19 protein-coding genes are annotated in these 23,866 nt (G+C 58.4%); 3 read left to right on the top strand and 16 right to left on the bottom strand.

The window, feature by feature from the left end; genetic code table 11:
* Entirely contained in the window at positions 1–837 is an 837-nt protein-coding gene (locus tag JXR15_RS13860; RefSeq protein WP_422053805.1) for an NAD-dependent epimerase/dehydratase family protein, read from the top strand.
* Here the strand turns inward: JXR15_RS13860 and JXR15_RS13855 are convergent.
* The 10 genes from JXR15_RS13855 to JXR15_RS13810 all read right to left on the bottom strand — a co-directional run bounded on the left by JXR15_RS13855 (position 834) and on the right by JXR15_RS13810 (position 12,938).
* On the bottom strand, positions 834–2,018 hold the full coding sequence (locus tag JXR15_RS13855; RefSeq protein ID WP_422053804.1) for an NnrS family protein: 1,185 nt from the start codon (positions 2,016–2,018) through the stop codon (positions 834–836). The two genes, JXR15_RS13860 and JXR15_RS13855, sit on opposite strands and share 4 nt — an antisense overlap.
* Positions 2,019–2,186: 168 nt before the next feature.
* Positions 2,187–3,662, bottom strand: coding sequence for a methyl-accepting chemotaxis protein (locus JXR15_RS13850; RefSeq protein ID WP_422053803.1), 1,476 nt, complete (start codon positions 3,660–3,662; stop codon positions 2,187–2,189).
* A 318-nt stretch (positions 3,663–3,980) separates the two neighbouring features.
* Positions 3,981–4,874: an FAD:protein FMN transferase gene (locus JXR15_RS13845; protein WP_422053802.1), complete on the bottom strand. Its 894-nt coding sequence runs from the start codon at positions 4,872–4,874 to the stop codon at positions 3,981–3,983.
* Entirely contained in the window at positions 4,871–5,392 is a 522-nt protein-coding gene (locus JXR15_RS13840; RefSeq protein WP_422053801.1) for a nitrous oxide reductase accessory protein NosL, read from the bottom strand. The genes JXR15_RS13845 and JXR15_RS13840 overlap by 4 nt, the downstream gene beginning before the upstream one ends.
* Positions 5,389–6,210, bottom strand: a complete 822-nt coding sequence (locus tag JXR15_RS13835; protein ID WP_422053962.1) for an ABC transporter permease — start codon at positions 6,208–6,210, stop codon at positions 5,389–5,391. Before JXR15_RS13835 ends, JXR15_RS13840 begins: the two co-directional genes overlap by 4 nt.
* Positions 6,207–7,097, bottom strand: coding sequence for an ABC transporter ATP-binding protein (locus JXR15_RS13830; protein WP_422053800.1), 891 nt, complete (start codon positions 7,095–7,097; stop codon positions 6,207–6,209). The genes JXR15_RS13835 and JXR15_RS13830 overlap by 4 nt, the downstream gene beginning before the upstream one ends.
* Positions 7,090–8,352, bottom strand: a complete 1,263-nt coding sequence (locus tag JXR15_RS13825; RefSeq protein WP_422053799.1) for a nitrous oxide reductase family maturation protein NosD — start codon at positions 8,350–8,352, stop codon at positions 7,090–7,092. The genes JXR15_RS13830 and JXR15_RS13825 overlap by 8 nt, the downstream gene beginning before the upstream one ends.
* Before the next feature lie 3 nt (positions 8,353–8,355).
* Positions 8,356–10,263, bottom strand: coding sequence for a TAT-dependent nitrous-oxide reductase (gene nosZ, locus JXR15_RS13820; RefSeq protein WP_422053798.1), 1,908 nt, complete (start codon positions 10,261–10,263; stop codon positions 8,356–8,358).
* 18 nt (positions 10,264–10,281) lie between these two features.
* Entirely contained in the window at positions 10,282–12,450 is a 2,169-nt protein-coding gene (locus JXR15_RS13815; RefSeq protein WP_422053797.1) for a 4Fe-4S binding protein, read from the bottom strand.
* A 2-nt stretch (positions 12,451–12,452) separates the two neighbouring features.
* Positions 12,453–12,938 (bottom strand): DUF2946 family protein, encoded by a 486-nt coding sequence (locus tag JXR15_RS13810; protein WP_422053796.1) that lies wholly within the window; start codon positions 12,936–12,938, stop codon positions 12,453–12,455.
* Between the two features lie 293 nt (positions 12,939–13,231).
* Here JXR15_RS13810 and JXR15_RS13805 point away from each other — a divergent pair, with 293 nt between their 5' ends.
* A complete protein-coding gene (locus tag JXR15_RS13805; RefSeq protein WP_422053795.1) occupies positions 13,232–16,360 on the top strand; it encodes a Hint domain-containing protein in 3,129 nt (1,042 codons plus the stop codon).
* Positions 16,361–16,806: 446 nt separating this feature from the next.
* Here JXR15_RS13805 and JXR15_RS13800 read toward each other — a convergent pair whose 3' ends face one another.
* The 6 genes from JXR15_RS13800 to JXR15_RS13775 all read right to left on the bottom strand — a co-directional run bounded on the left by JXR15_RS13800 (position 16,807) and on the right by JXR15_RS13775 (position 22,035).
* Positions 16,807–17,046 (bottom strand): response regulator transcription factor, encoded by a 240-nt coding sequence (locus JXR15_RS13800; protein WP_422053794.1) that lies wholly within the window; start codon positions 17,044–17,046, stop codon positions 16,807–16,809.
* Positions 17,047–17,082: 36 nt separating this feature from the next.
* A complete protein-coding gene (locus JXR15_RS13795) occupies positions 17,083–17,556 on the bottom strand; it encodes an autoinducer binding domain-containing protein (RefSeq protein ID WP_422053793.1) in 474 nt (157 codons plus the stop codon).
* Positions 17,553–18,065 carry an MFS transporter gene (locus tag JXR15_RS13790; RefSeq protein ID WP_422053792.1) on the bottom strand — a complete coding sequence of 171 codons (513 nt, stop codon included), beginning with the start codon at positions 18,063–18,065 and terminating at the stop codon, positions 17,553–17,555. Before JXR15_RS13790 ends, JXR15_RS13795 begins: the two co-directional genes overlap by 4 nt.
* Positions 18,066–18,716: an MFS transporter gene (locus JXR15_RS13785; RefSeq protein WP_422053791.1), complete on the bottom strand. Its 651-nt coding sequence runs from the start codon at positions 18,714–18,716 to the stop codon at positions 18,066–18,068.
* A 109-nt stretch (positions 18,717–18,825) separates the two neighbouring features.
* Positions 18,826–19,314, bottom strand: a complete 489-nt coding sequence (locus JXR15_RS13780) for a hypothetical protein (protein WP_422053790.1) — start codon at positions 19,312–19,314, stop codon at positions 18,826–18,828.
* Between the two features lie 3 nt (positions 19,315–19,317).
* Positions 19,318–22,035: an AsmA family protein gene (locus tag JXR15_RS13775; protein WP_422053789.1), complete on the bottom strand. Its 2,718-nt coding sequence runs from the start codon at positions 22,033–22,035 to the stop codon at positions 19,318–19,320.
* Between the two features lie 517 nt (positions 22,036–22,552).
* On the opposite strand from JXR15_RS13775, the gene JXR15_RS13770 reads away from it, so the two are divergent.
* The gene (locus JXR15_RS13770; RefSeq protein ID WP_422053788.1) at positions 22,553–23,866 is read left to right on the top strand and encodes a serine/threonine protein kinase; all 1,314 of its coding nucleotides are present in this window, start codon (positions 22,553–22,555) and stop codon (positions 23,864–23,866) included.

The raw sequence follows: 23,866 nt of genomic DNA, 5'->3' as shown, positions 1-23,866 counted from the left end.
ATGAAGAAACTTGTCCTCACCGGCGCCGCTGGCCGCCTTGGCTCTTACCTGCGCGAGCCACTGACCACACTGGCAGATGAACTGGTCTCCACCGACATCGCTGAGGACGTTGGCACGCTCTATCCGGGAGAACGCTACGTGCAGGCCGATCTGGCCGATCTGGATGCCATGATCGAGGTGTTGAAAGACGCGGACATGGTGGTGCATTTTGGCGCCATTGGCGACGAGGCCCCGTTTGAAGAGATCCTTGGCCCCAACATCATTGGTGCACATAACGTATGGGAAGCCGCCCACCGCAATGGTGTGAAACGGGTGGTCTATGCCAGCTCCGTACACGCCGTGGGCATGCACAAGATCGCCGACAATATCGGCATCGACGCACCGCACCGCCCGGACACGTTCTATGGCCTTGCCAAGTGCTTTGCCGAAGATCTCGGCCGTATGTATTGGGACAAACGCGGCGTGGAAAGCGTGCACATGCGGATTTTCTCCTGCGCACAGGTTGTGGCCCCGCGTTCGCTCTCCACATGGCTCAGCTATGAGGATCTGATCCGCATGGTCACCGCCGCGATCACCGCGCAAACCGTTGGCTTTTCAATTGTCTATGGCATTTCCAACAACGACCGCGCCCCGGTGCACAACACCGGCGCTGGCCACATCGGCTACAAACCAAAAGACAACGCGGAGCAGTTTGCCGAGGCCATCCTTGCGGACGCGCCGCCAGCCGACCCATCCGATCTGGCACAGATGACCATTGGTGGGCCGTTTGCCACCATTCCCCTGGGCGAAAGTGGCTTGGCAAAAATGACCATCGTGGACGATAGCAAAAAGGCCTAAGCGCCTTTCCTGTCCACGCGGGGGGCCACAGACATTGGGAAAATCGCGATCAGGAACAGCACCATCGCCGCCACCCAAAGCCCCCCGGCCAGCATCAGCGTGAAATCATACACCGCGATCAAGGCGCTCTGCCCGACCCAACGCATCAACGCAGCAGCGGCCATGGCGCCGTAAGCCCACACCACTGGCTTTGGCGCAATCAGCGCCCGCCCGGTGTGCCCCAGAGCGGCGCGGCTCATCACCGCCAGCGTCATGCCCCCAACACAGCCGATGCCCAGCACGTGAATGGCTGCCAGTTCCTGCCCAATGCCAAATCCAGACAGCCCCCAAAGGATTAGGCCAAGCGCCAGAAACCCCATGCTGATGTGCAGTGACCACAAAATGGGCTGGCTTGTGGTCCACAGGCTTTTCCACCCGCTCAAGCGCAACAATTGCGCCGCCCCGGCCACCAAAGCGACACAGGCCAGCAACACATAACTGCCGCTCATCGCCGCCCAGGGCAGCACAAGCGAGGTCACAATTGACGCTTTGTTGAGGATGTCTGGCGTTTTGGGCCAATCCGCCTCCGGCACCTCCACCCGCTTCATGGCGTTGCGGGTGAATGCCGGGGTGACCCGACCGCCCAACACGCCAATCAAGCCAACCAAGGTCAGCAGCCCTCCGTTGATCCCCTGACGCGCGGTGTCATCGGTCAGACCAGTCCATTCCAGATGCACCAACAGGTTGCTCACCCAGAGCGCCACCAACATCGACAACAGTATCATGTTCTGCGGTTTGGGCCGCTTCAGCAGTTGGCTCAGGATTTTCCACGCCAAAACAGGCACAAACACCAAATCTGCCACCATCGCGGTCACTGGGGGCACCACACCCAGTGGCCACAGAGCAATACGCCCGATCAGCCACAGGCCAAAGACACCGGCAATAAACCCGATCCGCGCGCCTTTTGCGCCGGTCCAATTGGGCACCGCAGTGAGGAAAAACCCGCCAATCGCTGCCGCACCGTAGCCGAATATCATCTCATGGGCGTGCCACTGGCTTGGCGCCATCTCTAGCGCGTCCAGCCCTGCCCCCCCTGCCGCCAAGGACAAGGTCCAAAGCAACCCAGCCCCGGCGCCAAACACGCCGGCGGCGACGAAAAAAACTCGAAAACCTTCTGAGAAGACACGATAAAGCGCGGACATGAGTCACCTGATAAATTACCTGCTCCCGGCTAAGGTAAGTCGGGAAACCTTAGGCGCACTTGACCAAAACCAAGCCGGATCAACAAAGTGAGAAAAAGTCGCAGCCAAAATGAAAAAGGCCGGACCGCACAGCGCCCCGACCCTCAAACATCCATGCCTCTCGCTGGGTTAGGCGGCAACCCGGTCAGCGTCTTCCTGCCCCGCGCCACCTGCACGGGCCGCCTCGTCTGAGGCTTCTGCCAAGGCAAATTCCCCCACCAGATGTGCCATGGAGGTCGTATCCCGCTGCATCGAACCCACGGCCGCGGCGGTTTGCTCCACCATGGCAGCGTTTTGCTGGGTCACATTGTCAAGTTGCGACAGGCTGCTGGAGATTTGGCTCAACCCGTCAGACTGCTCCTTAGAGGAATGCGCCACCTGTGACGTCAACCCGGCAACCGACTCCACCTTTTTCACGATATCGCCCAGCACCCGTCCGGCCTGATCCACCATTTCCACGCCATTCTCCACCAGATCGGAGGAGGCTTTTATCAACTCACTGATTTCCGCCGCCGAGTCCGCAGCCCGCTGCGCCAACCCGCGCACTTCTGAGGCGACAACCGCAAAACCACGCCCCGCGTCCCCTGCCCGCGCGGCTTCAACCCCGGCATTGAGCGCCAAAAGGTTGGTCTGGAAGGCAATCTCATCAATCACATCGGTGATCTGGGAAATCTGCGCCGAGGATTCGGCAATCTCGCGCATCTTGGCCTCAGTTTCCCGCATCACATCTTGCCCGGTTTGCGCCTTCTGATGGGTTTGGGACATCATGTCATCGGTTTTCCGTGTGGCGTTGGATGAGGACTGCACACTCTTGGTGATTTCCTCCACAGAGTGCGCCGTCTGCTCCAGCGTCGCCGCCTGTGTTTCCGTGCGCCGCGCCAGATCGTCCGCACCGGAGTTGACTTCTGCGGCGGTCAAATCAAGATCATCCGTGGCGTTTCGAATGGTGTGCATCACCGCGCCCATGTCATTTTGCAACTGGTTGAAGCCCTTGCGCATCTCATCATACCGCGCAGGGAAATCGCTGCTGTCCGGCCCGGGGATCTCCTGAGACAGATCTTTATGCGCCATGCGCTGCATCCCATCCTGGAGATATTTGAACGCCCGCGCCTGCTCCGCCTGCTGCGCATTAAAATAGGCATCAATCACCTGGTTCATATCCAGCGTGAACGCCCGGTTCAGCGCCGAAAGCTGCTGGGCCAGCTGCGCCTTGCCAACCGGACCAAGGAACTTGCCACTGCGTTCGATCAGCAACGTCTGAATGAAAGAGGTCGCCCGGGAGTAGCCCGCCAAATAGAGCTCAAACGGCAACTCAATGCGGAAATGCACCTCCCCAATGGTCTTTGCCGCCGCCGCGAACTCGTCATCAAACTGCCCAGTCAGCAATTTTGCCCAGTGTTTTTTCTGCTGCCTGCGAGCGTGCGTCAGCATTTCCTCTGACGTAAAAAAGCCCGCTGCCTCTTCCTGCGCTGATGCATAGTCATAAAAATGGTCCAGAACTTCGTCCAACCATTTGGTCACTTTGACGCCGGCCCGCGCGAGCGTGTCCCCGTCTTTGCCATCCAATCCAAAGTGCGTCACGGCGGCAGTCAAAGTAGTAGTCATCGTTAATAGTACCTTCGTTCCTGGTATAGAATTCCGATACCAATCTAGAAAAATTATCATTAACAGAACGCTTACATCCCAGAAGACTCCGCATTCCAATTGGTGAATTGGTAAATTTTACCCTTTCCATCAAGTGACTTAACCATGGCTTTCAGATATTGGATCCATGAAATATGGTTAAACGGCCCAAAAAACAAAACCAGTCCAATCACGCCCATAGCGATAACTCCGCCAGATCTGACCACTTAAGCAGGCACAAAAAAACCTCTCGCACATCGGTGCGAGAGGCTCAATTTTTGGGGCCTAATGCCCTGTGGTTTAGGCCAGCGCTTCGATGCGCGCACCGGCAAACTGATCCACCATCGCGCGGCCAGCGGCCTTGTCCATCAGACACAGCGCGGTGGACAGCGCGTCCGCCACAGCCGCCTTAGGAGCGGACACAGAGGCCAGCGCCTGAACGCTTGCGGCGCCATTTGGCAGGAAGATGTGACCTTCGGTGCCGGACAGCACGGTGGCCGATGGCGCGGAGGTTGCCAGCGCACGGTCGGTCAAGGTCACGCGCGCGACAATGTCGCCTTCCGGGGTGGCCACACCGGCTTTCCAGCCAGAGCCATCCGCTTTACTGCCCAGCGCGGCCACTTCGCCCATGTCCATCAGCACATTGGTCAGGCCTGCGTCTTTCATCAGCGCTACAACGCGGTCGGTCACGTAGCCCTGCGCGATACCGTTCAGAGTCAACGCCATGCCGTCTGTGTCAAACTTCACCGCTGCGGTGTCGAACTGGACGTTCTGCCAGCCCACGAGGCCTTGCGCGTTGGAGACATCACCTTTGCCACCTTTGGCCAACCACAGCGGCTGGACGGATGGGTCAAACGCGCCACCGCTGGCTTTGTTGATGCTGTCGCTCAGGCTCAGCACTTCCAGCAATTCCGGCGCTGGTGCGCTCAGAATACCGTCACGGTTCAGCGTGGTCAGCGCGCTGTCACGGTACAGGGAGAAGATGCCTTCCAGACGGGACAGCTCAGCTTCCACTGCCGCAAAGATTGGCGCCGCCTCAGAGGCGCTCATACCTGCAATCTTCATCTGCGCCGGTGCGCCCAGCGCGATGCCGGACCAAGTGGCGGTTTCGGTTGCGGCCATAGCCATACCCGCAGGCACAGCGGCGCTGGCGGCGGCAATGGTCAGAAAACGGCGGCGGTTCAAACGGGTCATGACGGGGTCTCCAACGTCTGATCTAAATCTATCGGTCCAAGGACTGCTTCGGTGGGAATAGCATCCAATGACATAATTTGCCCACCCCATTGGGCCGCAAAATTTGCCGCATCTTGCACTTCTTTGAACGGAACCACCTCCTGAGCGCCCATTCCACCGGCCACTTTGGCCCCAACCACAAAATGTGCGCCCTCTGCGAGCACCCAGTTTTCGATTCCCGGCTGCTCCCAGTTTGGCGCCACGCCCATGTCGCTCACGTAGACACCGATGATTTTGGCGTCCCGTTCCGGGCTTTTCAGATAGGCCACCATGTCGCGGGTTTGCGCAAAGAACAGCGGCGCGGGATAGCCCTCCAGATGGATCTGGCCTTTGGGGCCGCCATGCTCCGCCACATTCATCTGACAAAAGAAGCTCAACGCCTCCTCAGTCAAAGGCACCGGGTCGGGTGGCGCTACAGCAGCCTCTTCTTTGCAGGCGGCCAGCGCCAGCAGGGCCACAGCGGCAAGCGCAAGTCTCATGGTTCCACCCTCCGGAACGCCAGCCGGGCGAAGGCAAAGCCCAAGAGCGGCCAGATCGCCAACGACAAAGGAGCCGCCCAACTTGGCAAGGCCGAGGCCGCGCCCACCATGCCACTGGCCAACGCCACGCTTTCAGAGCTGGCAATGTTCCACAGGCGGAAAGCATCCGCCGGATTGGCCACCATCAGCCAGGGGAAGAGTGTTTCGGTGAACCAACCACCACTGTCCATCACCACCGCGCCCAGCAACCCCAGATCGTAGAGCACCACAAAGATCAGCCACAGCCCAGCGGCCATACCCGCCGCCGCGGTTGCGGATTTCGCCAAGGAAGACACCATATAGCCCAACGTCAGGAACACACCGCCCAGCAACACCGAAGTGCCAATCAACCGCAAGAGCGCCAGAACGCTGTCCTGCCCCGCGCCACCCATATAGGCGGCGATGGCTCCCGCTGTGCCAAAGCCAATGGTCATGGCGATGGTCAGCGCCGCAAGGTGTGCCGTAAATTTCCCAAGCAGAATTTCGCCGCGCCCTGCCGGATAGCTGAGCAGCAAGCCCAGGGACCCCCGCTCTGCATCACCCGCTACGGCATCAAACGACATCATCAACGCCAATAGAGGGGCGAGATAGACAGACAAGGTGGTCATTGAGGTCACCGAGACCGTCAGCATATCCACGCCCAAGGTGCCGGTGGGGGCGCTGCCTGCGAAGGTCAACGCCAGCGCAAACAGCACCATGATCAGGGTTGCCATGAATAACCAGCGGTTGCGCGCCAGAATGCGCATCTCCGCCTGTGCAATTGCCAGAAACCGCATCAGTGCAACTCCTCTTTGGCGTAATGACGATAGAGATCCTCAAGACGTGGCGGTGTGATGTCCACATCCGCAACCGCGCCTCCCATGGCCGCGATTTTTTGGAGCATCTCCATCTTGCCTGCCGCATCAATCTCGATCTCCACGGACGCACCATTCATTCGGCGTCCGCCAGTGACTTGAACCAGCGCTTCGGCGTCGGAGGTCGCCCGCACCCGCAGTTTGGTGCGCAATCCCGCTTTGGCCGACAAACCTGCCAACGTGTCATCCGCCACCAGATGCCCTTTGCGCATGATCGCAATCCGATCCGTGCGTGCTTCCACCTCGGTTAGCGCGTGGCTGGCGATCAGCACGGCACAGCCGCCCGCCGCCAGCTCATCAATGATGGCATAGAGGTCTTGGCGCGAAATCGGGTCCAAACCGCTGGTTGGCTCATCAAGCAAAGCCAGCTTGGGCTTGCCCAGTAACACTTGCGCCAAACCAAGCCGTTGCCGCATGCCTTTGGAATAGGTGCCAATGCGCCGGTCCAGCGCATCCGCCAACCCCACACGCTCCAGCAATCCGGCAATATCCGCCTTCTGCCCCGCAAGCCGTGCAAACAGGGTCAGTTGTTCCCGCCCTGTCAAAGCGGGGTGAAAGCTAACGGCCTCCGGCAGAAACGCCGTATCGGCCCGCGCCGCACCGCTGCCAGGCTTGTGGCCCGCGATTTTCACACTGCCACTGCCCAGTTTGGTCAGGCCCAACACCGTTTTGATCAGTGTGGACTTGCCCGCACCATTGTGGCCGAGCAGCGCCACCCGTTCACCAGAGGAAACCGTCAGGTCCACCCCATGCAACACGCGCGTTTTGCCCCGATCTTTTACGAGGCCTTGTATGTCTAGGATCTTATCCATCTTGGTCCACCTTCTCGGCCGCCGCTGGCCGAATGGGTTTCATCAAAGGGTGGCTGTCAATCACGCCCCCCGGTAACAATGCCGGAAAGGCCGATTGCGACCACCGCACCATCTGCACCGCTGGCGATCCGAGCAGCATTTTTGCCGCCGGCTGGCTCCAGAGCACATGGTCCATCGAGTCGTTTGGTCGATAGGGGCTGTCCGCAAATCCATCGCCGTTTACGTCAAAGGCCGCATTGTCGCTCCAGTAGTTGCCACGGCCCTCCTCGGACCATTCGTGCCACTTGGTAGAGACAAATTTCACCTGCGTGCGATTGCCCACAAAGGCATTTCCTACAATCCGGTTGTCCTGTGAGCCCGCGGTAAAGTGGATGCCAATGCCACAGCCCTCAAACCAGTTGTCGGAGAAGTCGTTCTTGTTGGAGTTATACAGGAAGGTGCATTTCTCCTTCGCGCCCTTCACATAATTCCCGGTGATCTCGCTGCGGTTGGCGTAGTTCAACATCACGCCATGCTCACGGTCATTGATCGACACATTGTCTTTGACCTTCACATGTGTGGTGAACATCACCGCATAGCCCAGATCATTGCCAATGCTGACATTGCCGGTCACTTCAGAGCGGTCGGCGTACATGTAGTGCACCGCAAAACGAAGCTCGCGGAACAGGTTGTCCCGGAAAATGTTGCGCTTGGAGGAGTTCACAAAAATCCCGTCGCGCCCCCATTTCACGTCGTTTTTCTCAACCACCGCCCCGGGCGCGTTCCACACATAAATCCCGTTGCCGCGCCGGTTCATCAACCGGTCTTGCCGTCCCTCGATACGGTTGCCCGCCACCAGCGCGTCTTTGGCGCCATGAATGTCGATCCCGTAGAGGTTGCCCAGCAGCACATTGTCCAAAATTTGCGGTGCATAAGCAGTCTTCTTCAGCTGTATCCCGCTGTCGATTTCTTCATGCCGGTCCCCGGAGCCAACCACTGTCAGCCCGCGCACCACCACATCGTCGCCAGTCACCGTGATCACAGACCCGTTGCCCTGCCCATCAATTGTGGCATGGCCCTGCCCGTCCAGCGTCACGGATTTCTCCAGCACCACCGTCTCATTGTAGGTGCCAGCAGCGAGGCGAAGCACGTCACCGTCCTCCGCCTGCGCCAGTGTCTCGGAAATGGCCCCATCCCGCAGCGGCACGTCCCAGTCAGCCGCCAAAGACGCGGAGGCCAACAGAGCAAACACAGCAGAAAGGGACCATTTCATCATGACTTACGCACCTTTTGGTTCAACAAACATCCGGCCGCGCATCTCCATGTGCAGCGCGTGGCAGAACCACTGGCAGTAGAACCAGTGTACACCGGCACGGGCGGCGGTGAAGGTCACAGAAGCGGTCGCCTGAGGACCAACTTCCATCGCCACACCGAAGTTCGCCATGCAGAAGCCGTGGGTCAGATCGTCAATGTCATCCAGGTTGGTGACAATCACAGTGACCTCATCGCCTTCGGTGACGGTGAAGTCCTCGATGGCAAAGTTTGGCGCCTGGCTTGACATATAAACGCGAACCTTGTTGCCGTCGCGGATGATCTGGTCCTGCCAGTCGTCCAGGTCCACGCCATCCGCTTCCGCTTGCTTGCGGGTATCTTCCCAAATCGGGTCGTTACGGTCATAGGCGTTTTTCGGGTTCACGATGTCACGGCGTACGATGATGCTGTCATGCGGTTCGGCAAAAGTTGGCCCATCATGCACCACTTTCATCTCGCTGCCTGTGATGTCGATCAATTGCTCGTTCTCAGGTTTCAAAGGACCGGTGTTCAGGAAACGGTCTTTGGAGAACTTGTTCATCGAGATCAGCCATTTGCCATCGGCCTCTTTGGTTTCACCCATGGAGGTCGAGTTGTGGCCCGGCTGATAGTGCACGTCCACTTTCTCAAGGATCGGATCCACATCTTCACCGGCGTACTGTTTCACAGCCGCTTCGAGGTTCCATTTCACCACTTGGGAGTCGAGGAACAGAGTGGTGAAGCAGTTGCCCTGACCGTCATAGGCAGTGTGAAGCGGGCCAAGACCCAACTGTGGTTCTGCCACAATTGCGGAACGTGGATCGGCGTCTTTGTAGAACACGTCGTCCAGCTTAGTCACATCCATCACGGACACGGTTGGGGACAATTTACCAGCGATACAGACGTGCTTGCCGTCTGGTGCGGTGTTGATGCCGTGTGGCGAGTTTGGAATTGGCACGTAACGGGTGTAGTTCTTGTTGGAGCCCTTACGGCCATCCACAACTTTTACACCGTTTAATTCCTGATAGTCACCGGTCTCGATCGCTTTCTCAATTTCCGCGATGTTGAAGACAACAACGTGGTCCAGTTCGCTCTCGGTCATCTCCGCCAGGGTCATGCCCATTTCGGAGTTATAAGAGGTCGAGTAGGCGTACTTACCTTGGTAGTCACAGTCGGTGTTGTCGAGGTTACCGGACACAATCACCTGCCACGCCACTTCCATGGTGTCGCCGTCAATCGCGGAGAAGATGTTTACGTACTTCTCAGGCTCGTTCAGGATTTTACCGTCGTTCACCAGCGGCGCTTCGTGCTCACCGTTTGCAAACACGTAGCCAGTGCGCGGGTATTTCTGTGGACGCAGGCCGTGGATGTCGTGCGCGTTCGGGATCTCAATGATCTTGTCGCACTTCATCACGTCACAACGCACACGCGCCACACGGGTGTTGGCTTTGTCATTCATGAACAGATAGCGACCGTCATAGGTGCCGTCGGTGAAGGACATGTGTGGGTGGTGAAGGTCACCGTTGTCGTAAGTCACCTTGCCGTTGGCGGCGAGGAACTCTTTGGTTTTGTCGGTCAGGCCTTCGGTCAGAACCTTCAGCGATTCATTGGTCTGGCCCCAGCCGGTTGCAGAGCAGCGGTTGAACACTGGCACACGCATCAGCTCGCGCATGGATGGCACGCCAAGAACGCGCAGCTCACCACTTTGGCCGGAGGACCAGAAGCCGTAGTATTCGTCCAACTCACCTGGCGCCATGGAGGCTTTGCCGGCAGCAGCGGCAGGGCTTGCGCCACCCACAAGTGAACCAACGCCAGTACCAGCGAGTACGGCACCGGTGGCTGCTGCCCCCATGACACCGCGACGGCTGACTTTCATATTTTTCAGGTCTTCAGACATTGTTCCCTCCTTAAAGGTCTATGCAGTCTTTGCATTTGGATGATTGGCTGGCGCCGATTTCTTCGGAATCTGGACATCAGCCTTGCCTGTCTTGGCGCGCCTTTTGAGCTGGCGAATAACGACAGGGCATTTGGTTTCGCTCTGATAGAGCACCTGACAATGCAGGCAGTTCACGCATTCGTTGGGGTTGATTTCCCCAGTTGGGTGGATGGCCTGCACCGGACATTCGTTGGAACAGGTTTGGCACGGGCTACCGCACTCTTTGTAGCGACGCAGCCAATCAAACATGCGCATGCGCGCGGGGATCGCGAGCGCCCCACCCAGTGGGCACAGGTAGCGGCAGTAAAAGCGTTCAATGAACAGCCCCGCTACCAGCAGCGATCCGGCAAACACAACAAACGGCCAGTCACGTACAAATTTCAGAATGATCGCGGTTTTGAACGGCTCGACTTCGGCCAGTTGCTCCGCAGTTTCCAAAGACGCCAGCGACACGCCAAACAGTCCAAGGAAGATCATGTATTTGATCGGCCACAGGCGCTCATGCAGCCCCCACGGCAGGGTCCATTGCGGCACCTTGAAATAACGCGCAATCTGGTTGGTCAGTTCTTGCAGCGCACCAAACGGGCACAGCCAGCCACAGTAAGCCCCACGCCCCCAGAACAGCAGCGCCGCAGCAATGGCAAACCATTGGATGAACACCAGCGGATCCATTAGGAAGGCATCCCAGGTGAAACCGGAGCGCATCGAGTTCACCAGCGCCATGATATTCACCACCGACAGCTGCGCATTGGCGTACCAGCCCACAAAGAACAGGGTGAAGGTCAGATATCCGATGCGGAACCAGTAGAACCGGCGGGCTTTCCATGTCGCCTGGAACTGGAAGAAGAACACAGCGGTCAGCACCAGAAGCATCACGCCAAGGATGGCTATCTCGGTGGTTTTGTCTTTCCAGATACGCTGCCACAGCGCCGCCTTTGCGGCCGCTTCATCCGCCGCGCTGTCCACCACAGATGCCACAGGCAGCGGCAACAGGTATTGGTCTGGCAAACGATAGCCAAGGTCCCAGGTCAGGAACACGCGGTCCAGGGCCCCAACCGAACGCTGCACCAGAAGCTGCAGACGGAACGGCTGTGCCGGATCAAACTCCGCTTCCGCCGGAATTTTGAACAGCTCCAGCTCAACAAAGCTTGGGCTGTCGGTGGTCTCCAGCGCCCGCAGGCGGCGGTGCTGTTTGTCAAAGAAGCGGACCGAATTGTCGCCTTGAATCAGCTGGATACGGTCAAAGATACCACCGCGCACATAGCCGGAGCCTTTGAAGCTGTACTTGCCGCGCCCCAGCACGAGAATGGCGTGCTCACCTTCATCAAGCCACTCGACAAGGTTCTCATACTCATTGTCGCCAAGCAGCGTACGGCCAATCGACGGCACCGACACCAGCGCCATATGCATGTCGATAAAGGTGTCACCGGTTTCACCTTTTTCCGGACGTTTGGCCGCGCGTTCGTCATCCATTTCGGCAAAGGCTTGGTTCACCTGCCCAACGTCCAGCGTCATGCGCCGCACCGAGCCGTCCCCCGCCAAAGTGGTCCAGTCCTGAACAGCCTCGTTGGCCATATCGAGCTCACGCTTTGGTCCGGTTTCCAGAACCGATAAACCACCCAGCCCCAGGGCCCGCGCCACTTTGATACCGCCGCGCACAAGGCTGTCGTCGATCACCATAATTGTCACGGTTGCGCCGGAGATGATGTCCAGATCATGCCCTTCGCCACCGGTCTCGGCCTCCACCTTGAGGTCCAGCCCAGCGTAGCCTTCGGTCAAGGCCACCATTTTGCTGTTGGGGATGCCAATCAAAACAATCGGTTCGCTGTGCGCCACCAGCTTGACGCCAGTCAGCACCGCATCATCGTCAATCGCCGCAACCACATGGATCGGCTTGCCCGAATACCCGGTGGTGCCCACAAAATCAGAGGTCAAAAATGCCCAAGCCACGGTCTCGCCGCCCTTGAGCACAGGCGCGACTTTCACGTCCTCGCGCACCGGGCCAAACGCGTCAGCCCCGTCTGCCAATTCGGCAGGGTCAAGTTCTGTTAGGAAAGACGCCAGGCTGTCGGCTTTGGCTCCATCTGCCATCATGAGCCCAAAGGCACAGATCACTGCAGACACCCAGGTCAAAAATGCGCGCTTCATGATCACAGCGCACCTCCTTCTGTCGGGTTTGCTGTTTTCACATGGCCCGCGCGGGCCATTTCATTTTTATACTGGGGTCCACACGGCGGCCCGCGGGTCATCGGGCGCTCCCACGCCTTGCTGACAAACACAACAGAATCCGCCTCGCACACCGCCACGGGCATGGCAAAGCCATCCGCCGCATCTAGGGCAACAACGCCGGACTCAATTCCGGAGACACCAGCACAAGTCACGCAGGTCAGACATTTTGGGCAAGCACCATGTGCGGGAGACTGCGGCGCGCGTTTTTCAACGGTGCCATCTTCGCGCAACCGCACCATCACCGGGCCAGCGTCCGCACAAATCTCGATCCAATCTCCACCTAGATCGCCGCCAGCAGCGGCATGGGCCATCGCAGGTGTCATCATTTGCGCCACCAACGCGACAACAGCCAACAGCCCGGTCAAAGACCGGATCAGGCATGCGCAGATGGGCGAATCGGAAAACATTTGGCGCTCTCAAGAACTATTTCTTGCGCCTTGGTAGTCTGCTTAGCCGACTTGCAACTTGACCCTTATCAAGTCGCGCGTTTCATTTCCGATAAAAACGCACTCCGACGGAAACACTTAGCAGGCCCGCCCGCCGACACTTACCAAAACTTAACTCTAACCCTCAGAACTCAAACAAAATTCCCAACAAATCCGGCACAAATTTCACATTCATGAATTTCCCGCATAACGCGAGTTTTAGTATCTCATTAAGACCCGGCTCCTACCACCAAAGCCACTAAGGAGTGAGTGGAATGACAACTTTAACGGGGTATTTGGTTAGTCTCGACGTGGGCGCTGACGGGCTGGGCACCAGTGATCAAATCGACAGCAGCCTGGGTGGCAACGCTGTCTTCACGCAACATGACATGCCCATTGGCACCGGCTCTGTGGCTTTCCCGGAGCTGGGCGCGACATCCGGCAGTTTCTATGTACAAGGTGGGCAGGCCTATTTTGTGCCCGATGATGAAAACTTCGATCCGGGTGACACCCTCGGCTACATTGACAGCTTCACCGAAGATCTCGACGGCAGCAGCGGCAACGACACCATCACCGGCACCGGCGACGCTGACGTGATCCACGACACCGACAACGACATCTACAACGCCACCGGCAACGACAGCATTGAAGCTGGTGGTGGCGACGACACCATTGTCTTTGGCGATGGTAATGACACCGTCTCCGGCGGCGAGGGCAACGACCAGATTGGCCTTTGGACCACCGGCAATGGTGACAACACACTCGACGGCGGCGCAGGCAATGACGTCATCATCGGCGGCGGCGGCAACGACCAAATCGACGGCGGCAGCGGTGACGACACCATGTACGGCGCTGGCGGCGACGACACCTTTGCCGGCGGCGAAGGTTCCGATCAGGTCTGGGTGACCGACAATCAGGACAATGCCGTGATTGACGGCGGTGATGACGCCAGCGGCTGGGACTTAGTTGGCTTCTCCAGTTCGGACACGTCAAACGGCGTGGACGTCACTTTCACCGGCGACACATCCGGCACCTATGATTTCCAAGGCGCCGATGGCTCCGGCAGCTTTGACGGCATTGAACACATCGCCGGCACCAGCAACGGCGACACAATCGACGCCTCCAACGTGACCACCTTCCAAACGCTGGAAGGCTTTGGCGGGGACGACTCCATCATTGGCGGCAGCGGCGACAGCTACATCTACGGCGGCGATGGCAACGACACCATCGACGGCGGCGATGGCAGCGACAACCTCTACGGCGGCAGCGGCAATGATGAACTGAAAGGCGGCAGCGGCAACGACAACTTTCATATCGACGAGTCCGACGATGTCACAAATGTCGATGGCGAAGGGTGGTGGGACGAAGTCTATTTTGACGCCGAAAACACCAATTCTGGCGTGAACGTCACCTACTCAGGCGACAACGCCGGATCCTACACATTGGGCGAGGCTTCCGGCACCTTTGCCAACGTGGAGATGCTCAACACCACCTCAAACGACGACCATATCGACGCCAGTGCCTCTACCGATGGAGAGTTGGCCTCCTTGGTCGGGGGCAATGACACCTTCATCGGCGGCAGCGGAGATGACGAAATCTGGGCGGGCACCGGCGATGACAGTATCGACGGCGGCGCGGGCAACGACGAACTAAATGGCGAATGGGGCAACGACGAGCTCGATGGAGGCTCCGGCGACGACATCATTGACGGCGGAGACGGGGATGACACCATCACCGGCGGCTCCGGCAACGACGAATTACACGGCGGTGATGGCAACGATCTGTTCAATATCCAAGCCACGGCGGACGCGGATAGCGAAGAAGATGATGATGAATTTGAGGCCGCGGTTATTGACCTTGGTGGCTTTGGCGAGATCAAACCGGCCATCGCGGAAATTGGCGAGATTGATGTTTACGACCCACCGCCGGAAGATGATGCCCCGGATGATGATGACGAAGTCGAAGCCCCTGTCATGCCAGGTGATGACGCCGAACAAGATGACGACGATGATGTCACTAATACGGTGATCATAGACGGGGGGGGCATGCATGACACCCTCTCCATCGACGCCGGCGACTATGACACTGGCGCCACAGTGACCTACACCGGCGATGCGGCGGGCAGCTTTGTAACCGGCGGGGTGACTGGCACGTTCACCAGCATCGAGGAAATCCACACTACCGAAAACGCCGATCTCATCGACGGCTCGGCCGCCAGCGATGGTGCAACCTGGATCACTGGAGGTGGGGACGACACTGTCCTGGGCACCCAGGGCGATGACGACATAAACGCGGGTGACGGCGCCGATTCCGTCGCCGCAGGCGCAGGCAATGACAGCGTCACGGGCGGCGATGGCAACGACACGCTCGAAGGCGGTTCAGGCGATGACACCCTGTCCGGCGGCGCGGGCAACGACAACCTTATGGGCGAAACCGGAAATGACCTATTGCTGGGGGGCGCTGATGCCGACAACCTCATCGGCAAAGCGGGCCAGGACACGCTCGTTGGAGGCGACGGCAATGACTACCTCGCGGGTGGTGACGACAGCGACACCTTTGTGCTCGAAGATGACGGAGGTTATGACAAAATTGCCGACTTCCAAATTGACGGTGAAGAGTTCGACCAATTTGACGTCTCGGACCTGCACAACGCGGATGGAGAACCGGTCACCGTAAACGACGTGGTGGTCAGCGACGACGGCTACGGCAATGCGGTTCTCACCTTCCCCAATGGCGAAGGCGTCAGACTCATGGGGGTCGACCGCGAGATCCTCGACAAACCCATGCTCAACGCGATGGGCATCCCCTGCTTCACCACCGGCGCAATGATCACCACGCCCAGCGGCGAAATCTCAATCGAGCGTCTGCGCGTGGGGGATAGGGTGCAAACGCTGGATCACGGACCACAGCCGATCGTCTGGATTGGCAAACGACACCTGACGCAATTCGATCTGCTGACCTTCCCGAAACTGCGCCCGGTACACATCCGCGCTGGCGCGCTTGGCAACGATCGGGACATGCTGGTCTCGCCACAGCACGGCATGGTGACAACGCAAAGCCACGACGCACCGCAACTGGCCCGCGCCATTCACTTGGCGCGCAATGGCGGGCCCGGTTTCCGTGTCGCAAAGGGGGTGCAGGAGGTGACCTACTATCACCTGATGTTTGAGCGCCACGAAGTCATCATCGCCGACGGGGCGCCGTCAGAAAGCTTCTACCCAGGTCCTATGGCCTTGCGCGCGCTCGGATCGGAAGAGCAGCGTGAGATTGCGCACTTGTTCCCCGAGTTGCTGACCTCCGAAAGCACGGTCACCTATGGCCCAACCGCCCGAAGGGTGCTCAAACGTCAAGAGTTAACCCGCGACACCGCGGCGCGGTTTGAGCCCAGACGCGCCTTTGCCTGACACCACAACAAGGCCCGCTGAGTGCTTCCGCCGCGGGCCTTGTTAACATATGAGTTAACAAAAAAACGCACCTCCGCAAAACAGTCGCAATACCGACACGATACCGACGTGCCAAAACACCAAGAGTTAAGCGTTAACCGGCAAGCCAAGGCACCCGATCATCACAAAATTGAAGGGGCCCGAAAGCCCCTTCGTTTTCGTCATAAAAAAGTACCGTCAAATCTGGATCACCACCTCAGACACACACCCGACGGCGAAGACGCGATTGAAAATCGCCTCGCCACCACTCACTTGATGTCAACGAACCTGTCAAAGGCAAAAAACACCATAAAATCAAATGCGTTTTCTGCTGCGGCTATGTTGAAACCGGTTACCCTCTCACCTTCACTAGGTGTTGTTTTTGCAAACCAATTGGGCCCGGATCAAGTGGCAAACAATTGCCAGTATCAAAGTTCCACCAACCCCAGAAGCACCGCCTTGGCCACCGCTTGCGAGGTGTTACGCGCCTTGAGTTTGGCTTTGGCGCTGGCAATCGGCTTGTTCAAAGTGTTTGTGCTGATGCACAGGCGATCGGCAATCTGCACGCGATCCAATCCTAACGCAGACCAGTAGATGTAATCCTTTTCCCGCCCGGACAGGCGCACAACGCCATCTTTGTGTTGTTCCAGCATGCCGCTGTTGAGCATTTCGGTCACCGCGCGCAGCGATGTTTCATGTTCTTTTCAGTAGGCAAAAAACTCATCGTCTGATGTGACGTGCCCGGTATGCAGGCCAATGCCAGAAGACACCGGATCACGGGAATAATGAGACAACAGAAGGGTTTGCCCCCAGACCATGCCCAAATCATTCTCCAGCTGATGCAAGCGCCGATTTGCGGGCGTCGCGTCATACGTGCCCGGATCATCGTTCCAAAAAATCTCTTCCTGACCGCGCAGCAACAGTTCGGTACTGATGTCCTCGTCCAGCAGGCGGTCCTTACCCACCGTCTCTTCCCACTCGGCAGAATAGGTATGGCGGAAGAAGGTGGCCTCGGTCATTTTTCCGGGGGTTGCCAGCCCGATCATCGGGATAACGCCATAGCCCACGCCATCCACGCCCAACGTCCCCAATGCCGTCAAACAGCATTGCCACAACGCGTCGCCATCCTTTGCCTGCTTCAGGTCGTCTGCCAACTGGCCAATCAGATCGAGCTTCATCCGCGAACTTCCCTATTGTCAGCACTTGGACCGCTCTGACGCAGGACAACTAAGGCGGAGATCAGCAAAAAAGCGGCAAAAATCAACGCACAAGACACCAGCACCCCATGTGGATCCCAAAGCTGCATCGCGGTGCCATTGATCAAGGGGCCAAGCAGCGCGGCAGCGGCATAGACCGTGCCAAACGCCGCATTTGCGGAAATCAGCGCCTGTCCGGAAAAATGATCCCCGACCATGGCCAAGCCCACCGCATAAAGCGCTCCGGCACATGCGCCCCACAGGGCGATGAGCATCAAGTACGCGGTTGGAGAGGACGTGACACCCGGCATGACCAATGCGCACGCCAACCCCACAGCCGCGCAGCCGGACAAAACTGGAAGCCGACCCACCTTGTCTGACAGGATGCCCAAAGGCACGGCGCCCAACAGGCTACCAAGCGCGAAAGCGGTGAAAGTGTAAGCCGCAATATCTGCGCCCAACCCGATGCGCAGCGTGTAAACGGAGAGCAATTAAGCAGGCACATCTTCGTACAAACCGTAGCAAAACACCGCTGCAATCGCCAAAGGCGCCACCGAAGCAACCAAGCGCAGCGACACTGGCGTGGTGGGTTCTGAAGCCGTTTGCTGAGCCAAAGGCAGCGCTGCCAACACTACCCCGCCCAACAACAACGGCAATGCGACTGCCCCGAAATCCAGCCCTCCAAACGTCCCGAACTGCGGCTGCATGAGACTGCCAGCGGCGATGCCAAGCAGAAAACAAAATGCGTAAAGACCTATGGTACGCCCCCAAATTCGGCTGGGGCTGGTGGCGTTGAGCCAGTATTCCAACACGCGAAACACCATGCCAAGGCCGCCACCCAAAGCAAACCGCCCCAGCAGCCAGAGGTTGAAGCTTTCAAAATAGGCCAGACAAGTCAGCCCCAACAAAACAATCCCAAGAAACGTCAGAAGCAATTGTTTGGTGGAAAACCAGCGGTGCAGCTGTGGCAAAAACGGTGTGACAAGCAACCACCCTAGTGCTGGCATGGCTGCGTTGAGACCAATGCGCGCCGCCCCCACGCCGCTTTGCTCAAGCAGAATTGCCAAAAGCGGGAACGAAAGGCCGTACCCAAACGTCAATAGTATAACCGCAAACAACACCGCGGTGGTCAGTCTCGTCACAGGTGACACCTTAAACGTCAGGGCAAATCACTACTTACAGATAGGGCCCAAGCTAGTCGCAAACCTGCGCCAGGATCAAGCATCCCTAAGGTTGTAGTTCACATCAAATTCAGTTGCTTTCGTACTCATCCCGACAGGCCTGAATGCTGCGCAGGCCTTTCATGCTGCCGGTGAGGTCAATTTCCTCTTCTGTCCCGCCCCCACCTTGCACCAGAACCTTGGTACGTTTGCCAAACTCCTTGGCAAACTCCGGATTGTCAAAAAACGCATAGCCACCGGGCACCCCGTTGTGGAACGCGCCTTTGGCTGCGCCTTGAAAGCGGCTGTCACCGAAGTCGAACAAAACGCTGCCTTCGGCGCCCTCTTCCACCCCGTCAAAGGCAGCGTTGTAGGCGGCAAAGAAGGCGCCATTCTGATCCGGTACAACGCCGATTTGCACCAGCGTGCCGCTGTCAAAGGTTTTCTCCATATAGCAGCCGTTGCCATTGGCAGGGTTGGCGCGCACGGTCCAATCGCCCACGGTGGCAAACTCCGGATGGGTTTGCGCGAGGGAGGTGGTGGGCAGCAGGAGGGAGAGGCAAAGCCAGAGGCGGGTCATGGGTCACTCCGAAGCTTGTTCAAGTTGGAAGATATCGGGGGTGCAGGGTTTGCGATTGGCGGGCATTTGGTCCGCCCCATCGGCGCGACGGCTGCGCGAACCACCAACCAGCAGTTTGAATTGCGGATCGGTCAGCTTGCCATTGACCTCAAACGGCCAAGCGCTGCGGGCCAGTGGTTGGCCAACGCGGCGCGGTTCAGCGCGGATGGCGATGGCATTTTTCACCCAATCCACCATGCCGCGCACCACCATTTGCACGCTGCGGGTTTCGGCCACCACCCGCGTGAAGGTGACATTGCCCGCGTTGATTTTCACCGGGGCTTTTACACAGACAATCTCGGTTTGACCGGCGGCAAACTCCTGCGAAAACAGCCATGGGAAAATGCCAAGGCCCGCAAGTTCCAACAGGCTGGTGGCAATGGCGCCGTCGCGCATGTTGAGCGAGGCGCTGCCCGCCATGGAGTTCATGAAGGCTTTGCCAGAGGTGATGTTGCCGGTCACATCTACATTGGCCGACAGTTTGCCCCGCGCGGGGATATTGACCTCAAGGGCATTGAGGATTTCACCAAAGTCCCAGCCGCTGGTGCTGCCCTGAATGCGCGCGCGATCAGGGTTTTCAATGGCGTCCATGAAGGCGGTAACCTTGAAGAAGCCAGGACCGTAGTAGAGCTCGATGGGGCCCGCTTGAATTTGGCCCTCTTTGGCAATCAATTCGCTGCTCATGGAGGATGTGCCGGCGTCACCAACAAACTCCGCCAACTCCAATGTGATCGCCAGATCGGTTTCGGTGAGGATGCGCTTGAGGCTGATGACGCTGCTCTTCTTTTCCAGCACCAGAGGCTGGATCGGTGGGCGGCCATCGTCTGCCTCTTGGGTTTCGGCCTCTTTGGCCGCTTTGGCGGCCTTGGCGCGTTTGCTGAGTTGTACGAGGATTTTGCCGCCTTCGCGCAGGTCCACAAGGCGCATGCGGTTGCTGAGGATTGCCCCGCGGATCACGTTGACGTCTTCGCTGAGATCAAAGGTGAGATCGGAGGTCAGGTCGGTTCCGTCGGCCTGAAAATCGAAACCAAGTTTGGCCTCTTTGGCCGCGCCTTCGAGGGTGAGGCCGGTAGACAGTTTGGAAATGCCCACAGGTTTGAGGCCCAGTGCCGTCAGGAAAGGCGCAGTGTCTGCAACGCCAAATTGCAGGTCCAACTTCATGCCCGCGAGTTCTTCGATACTGGCGACCACCACATCTGCGTTCAAGGTCCAGAGGTCGGTGTCCACGGTTTGGGCCTTGAGTTCGCGCAGGCTGAGATCTCCGTCGTGGTCGTTGATGACAAAGTCCGCTTCCACACCACCAAATTTGGCGACCTCTTCAGGGGGCAGGTTCTTCAGCAAGAGGTCCGCCGCGCCTTGCAGATGGCCGGTCAGATCCACCAAGGCGAGGTTGAACACATCGCCAATGTCGCCTTCGGCGGTCAGATAAGGCGCGTTTTCTGGTCCGGCCTGAAGCGCGATGTCACGCAGGCCGAGGGTTTTCTGCTCTGACCGGTAGATGGTGCCGATGGAGATGGGGCCGACGCGGTCAAGGCCCTGCTCAAAGGCATTGGTTTGGATCAGCAGCTCCTCAAAGGTCAGCCGTTCGCCGGTGTTGACAACATGAGCGTGGATTTCGGTGAGCTTGAGATCTTTTAAGCTGTTGGCGTCGGCGGGCGGTTGCCCTTCTGGATGTAGGCGGGCGTCCATGTGGAAGTCAAAGCCCGCGCGGGTAAAGAGGTTTTCGACATCTCCGGTCACCGTCACGTTTTGCCCTTTGCTTAGGTCCAACGTGGTTTGCAGGTTTTCCAGGGTCAGCAGTTGCGGCGCGCTGGTGACATCCACCGACAGAGTCCCGACGCCCTCGAGGCTGCGGGCCAGGCCAAGCACCTCAAATACATCGCCAATTTGTCCGGTGGTGAGCTCGAGCCGTGCGGTGTAGCCTTGCGGGCTGTCAGGCAGACGGGCGCCGTTGTAGCTCAGCGAGATGTCGCCAAATTCGAGTTGGTTGGTGAACGGCGCGCTGTCAGGGAAATTGCCGTCCCATGTGAAAGCTTCACCGTTGAGCGTGCCCGCGCCGGTAACGGACGCAAGTTGGCCGTCCTGAAGCTGCTCTAGCAGGATTTTCTCCAACGCAAATATGAACTCAAATCCGCTTTCTTCGTCGATCGAGGTCAGACCGATGTTGGTGAAGGACACCGTGCGGTCGCTGAGGAAGGTGATGATGGACGGGTCGGGCAGATCGTCAGTTGGGGCGCTGTCCTCGGTTGAGGTGGCGCTGGTTGTTTCCGTCGCCTCGTCTCGCTCAACCTTGGTCCAGCTGGTGGTGCCGTCGGCCTTGGTGATCATGTTCACCTGCAGCCCGTCGATGGTGAGGTTGTCGATGTCGATACGGCGGTCCAGCAAGGCAGGCAGATCCAGCTCCCACTCCAATAGGTCCAGCCGGGCCAGGTTTATGTCAGTAATGTTCTCGCTGGGAATGCTGGCACCGGAGACGTGCACTTTGGTGGTGCCCGCAAGGACAACGCGCACGTCGCCGTCAATCAGGAAGGGCTGGCCAATTTGCTCGGTCAAGAGATCCGCGACAAAGTCCTTGCGAAAGCCGCTAAACAAAGGTGTCGCCAGCGCGGCCCAGATCAACACGCCCAGCGCCACGGTGAGCACAATCAGCCCGGTAAAAAGTCTCAAAATCCAGCGTTTCAAAGCCTGTCCTTTCGCAAGGTGCTTAGGAAGTCCGTCAATAGGTGGGCGCCCCTGCCCTTTTGGATTGCGCGTTGAATTGGCTGCGCGAGTGAAACAGGAGCCCCGTCAAAGATGTCTTTCCGTACCTTTGCACAGGTTTGGGTGGATTGAGAACAGCTTAGCGGGGTAAAGCGAGTTCGGTCGCATTAAACCGGGTTAGGCTGGGTTGTTTACCCTTTGTTAAAGCCTTGCACGGGCTGCGGCCGAAAACAGCGGACGACCAACACCTCCGTAAAGCATTATAAAGAAATCTATTTCGCCAATGCGAGATCGCCCGGTGCAACCAAATCACCGCAAAACCCTTCACAGCGTCAGGATTCAGCTTCGCCGCTTATTCGCGTCAAACCTGAATGGAGTGCCACACCGCTTGCGCGTTGCTGCCACGATTGGAACACATTTCCTCCACAGCTTAACCGTGAAGGTGAGAACTTGCTGCCGCATTTCCTCCTGGTCGCATGATAGAGAGGAAGCTGCGTAGATGGATTGCGCTGAGGAAAACGTGACTGTGCTGCCTGCGGGCACCGAGCTTTTGCGCGGACAGTACCGGATCACGCGCAGTTTGGGTCAAGGGGGATTTGGCCTGACCTATCTCGCGTGCGACAGTCTGAACCGTGTTGCGGTGATCAAAGAGTGTTATCCGGAGCAGATTTGCCACCGTATGGGCGCTCAGGTGGTGCCGTCCGGGCCGGATAGCGCGCCGTTTTTTGCTTCGGTTTTGGAGCAGTTTCAGGCCGAGGCGCATCAACTGGCCGGGCTGGATCACCCGCGCATCGTGGGCGTGCATCAGACTTTTGCCGAAAATGGCACGGCCTATACGGCGATGGATTTTGTTGAAGGCGTCGACCTGCATGAGCTGGTCGACCATGCGCCGGGGCGTTTGACGCCCACGTTGGTGGACAAGCTGCTGCGGCAGGTGTTGGACGCGCTGAGCTATTTGCATGACCGGGGCGTGCTGCACCGCGATGTGGCGCCGGACAATCTGATCCTGAGCGCCAATGGTGACGTGACGCTGATTGACTTTGGCGCGGCCTATTCTTCCGGAGACGCGGAGGGTGGGCAAAGCCAGCGCATGTTGGCGGTGAAAGACGGCTATTCGCCGCCGGAGTTTTACTGTGCCGAAGGCGTGCAAGGCGCCTATAGCGATTTGTATTCGCTGGGAGCGCTCTGCCATTTGGTCTTTACCGGCGAGGCGCCACCGGATGCGCAGACGCGGTTAGAGAGCGTGGATGCGGGGCGGATGGACCCCTATGTGCCGCTGGAGTCGACGGATTTTGAAATTGATATCCGCCTGAAACTGGCCACGGACCGGGCGCTGGCGTTGGAACCCAAGGACCGGCTGCGCTGTGCCGATGATTGGCTGGCGGCGATGGACGGGCCCATTCCCAAGCCGCTCGCGGTGTTTGATCCGGCGGTGATCGGTGTGATCGAAGAGTTGGTGAGCAAGACCAATAAGGTGCTGACACCGGGGTTGCCGAAGGCGTTGCAAAAGCCACTCAAAGCACTGGAAGAAGCGCGGCATGCGCCGCCCCCTCCCAAACAATACGTCGATATTTTTGGCGATCCGATTGACGACGTTGAGGCCTATCTCAAGGAGCAGGATCGGCTGTGCAAGGCACGCACCAGAACGCCAACGCGGCTGTTGCAGCAGGGTGATTTTCTACGCCGGCCGAACGCGGAGGGGCCGGAAGCGCCTGCGCCCGCCAAGCCGGATGGCGAGAGCTTACTCCACAAATTCCGTGACCGGTTGAAGGGTGACCGGTCAAACCCCAACACCCGTCTATTTCAAATCTGA

Source organism: Shimia sp. (assembly GCF_049116215.1).
In the GTDB taxonomy this organism is placed as follows: domain Bacteria; phylum Pseudomonadota; class Alphaproteobacteria; order Rhodobacterales; family Rhodobacteraceae; genus Shimia.
Note: the sequence above shows the minus strand (reverse complement) of the source record. Positions and strands in the feature narration are given on the sequence as shown.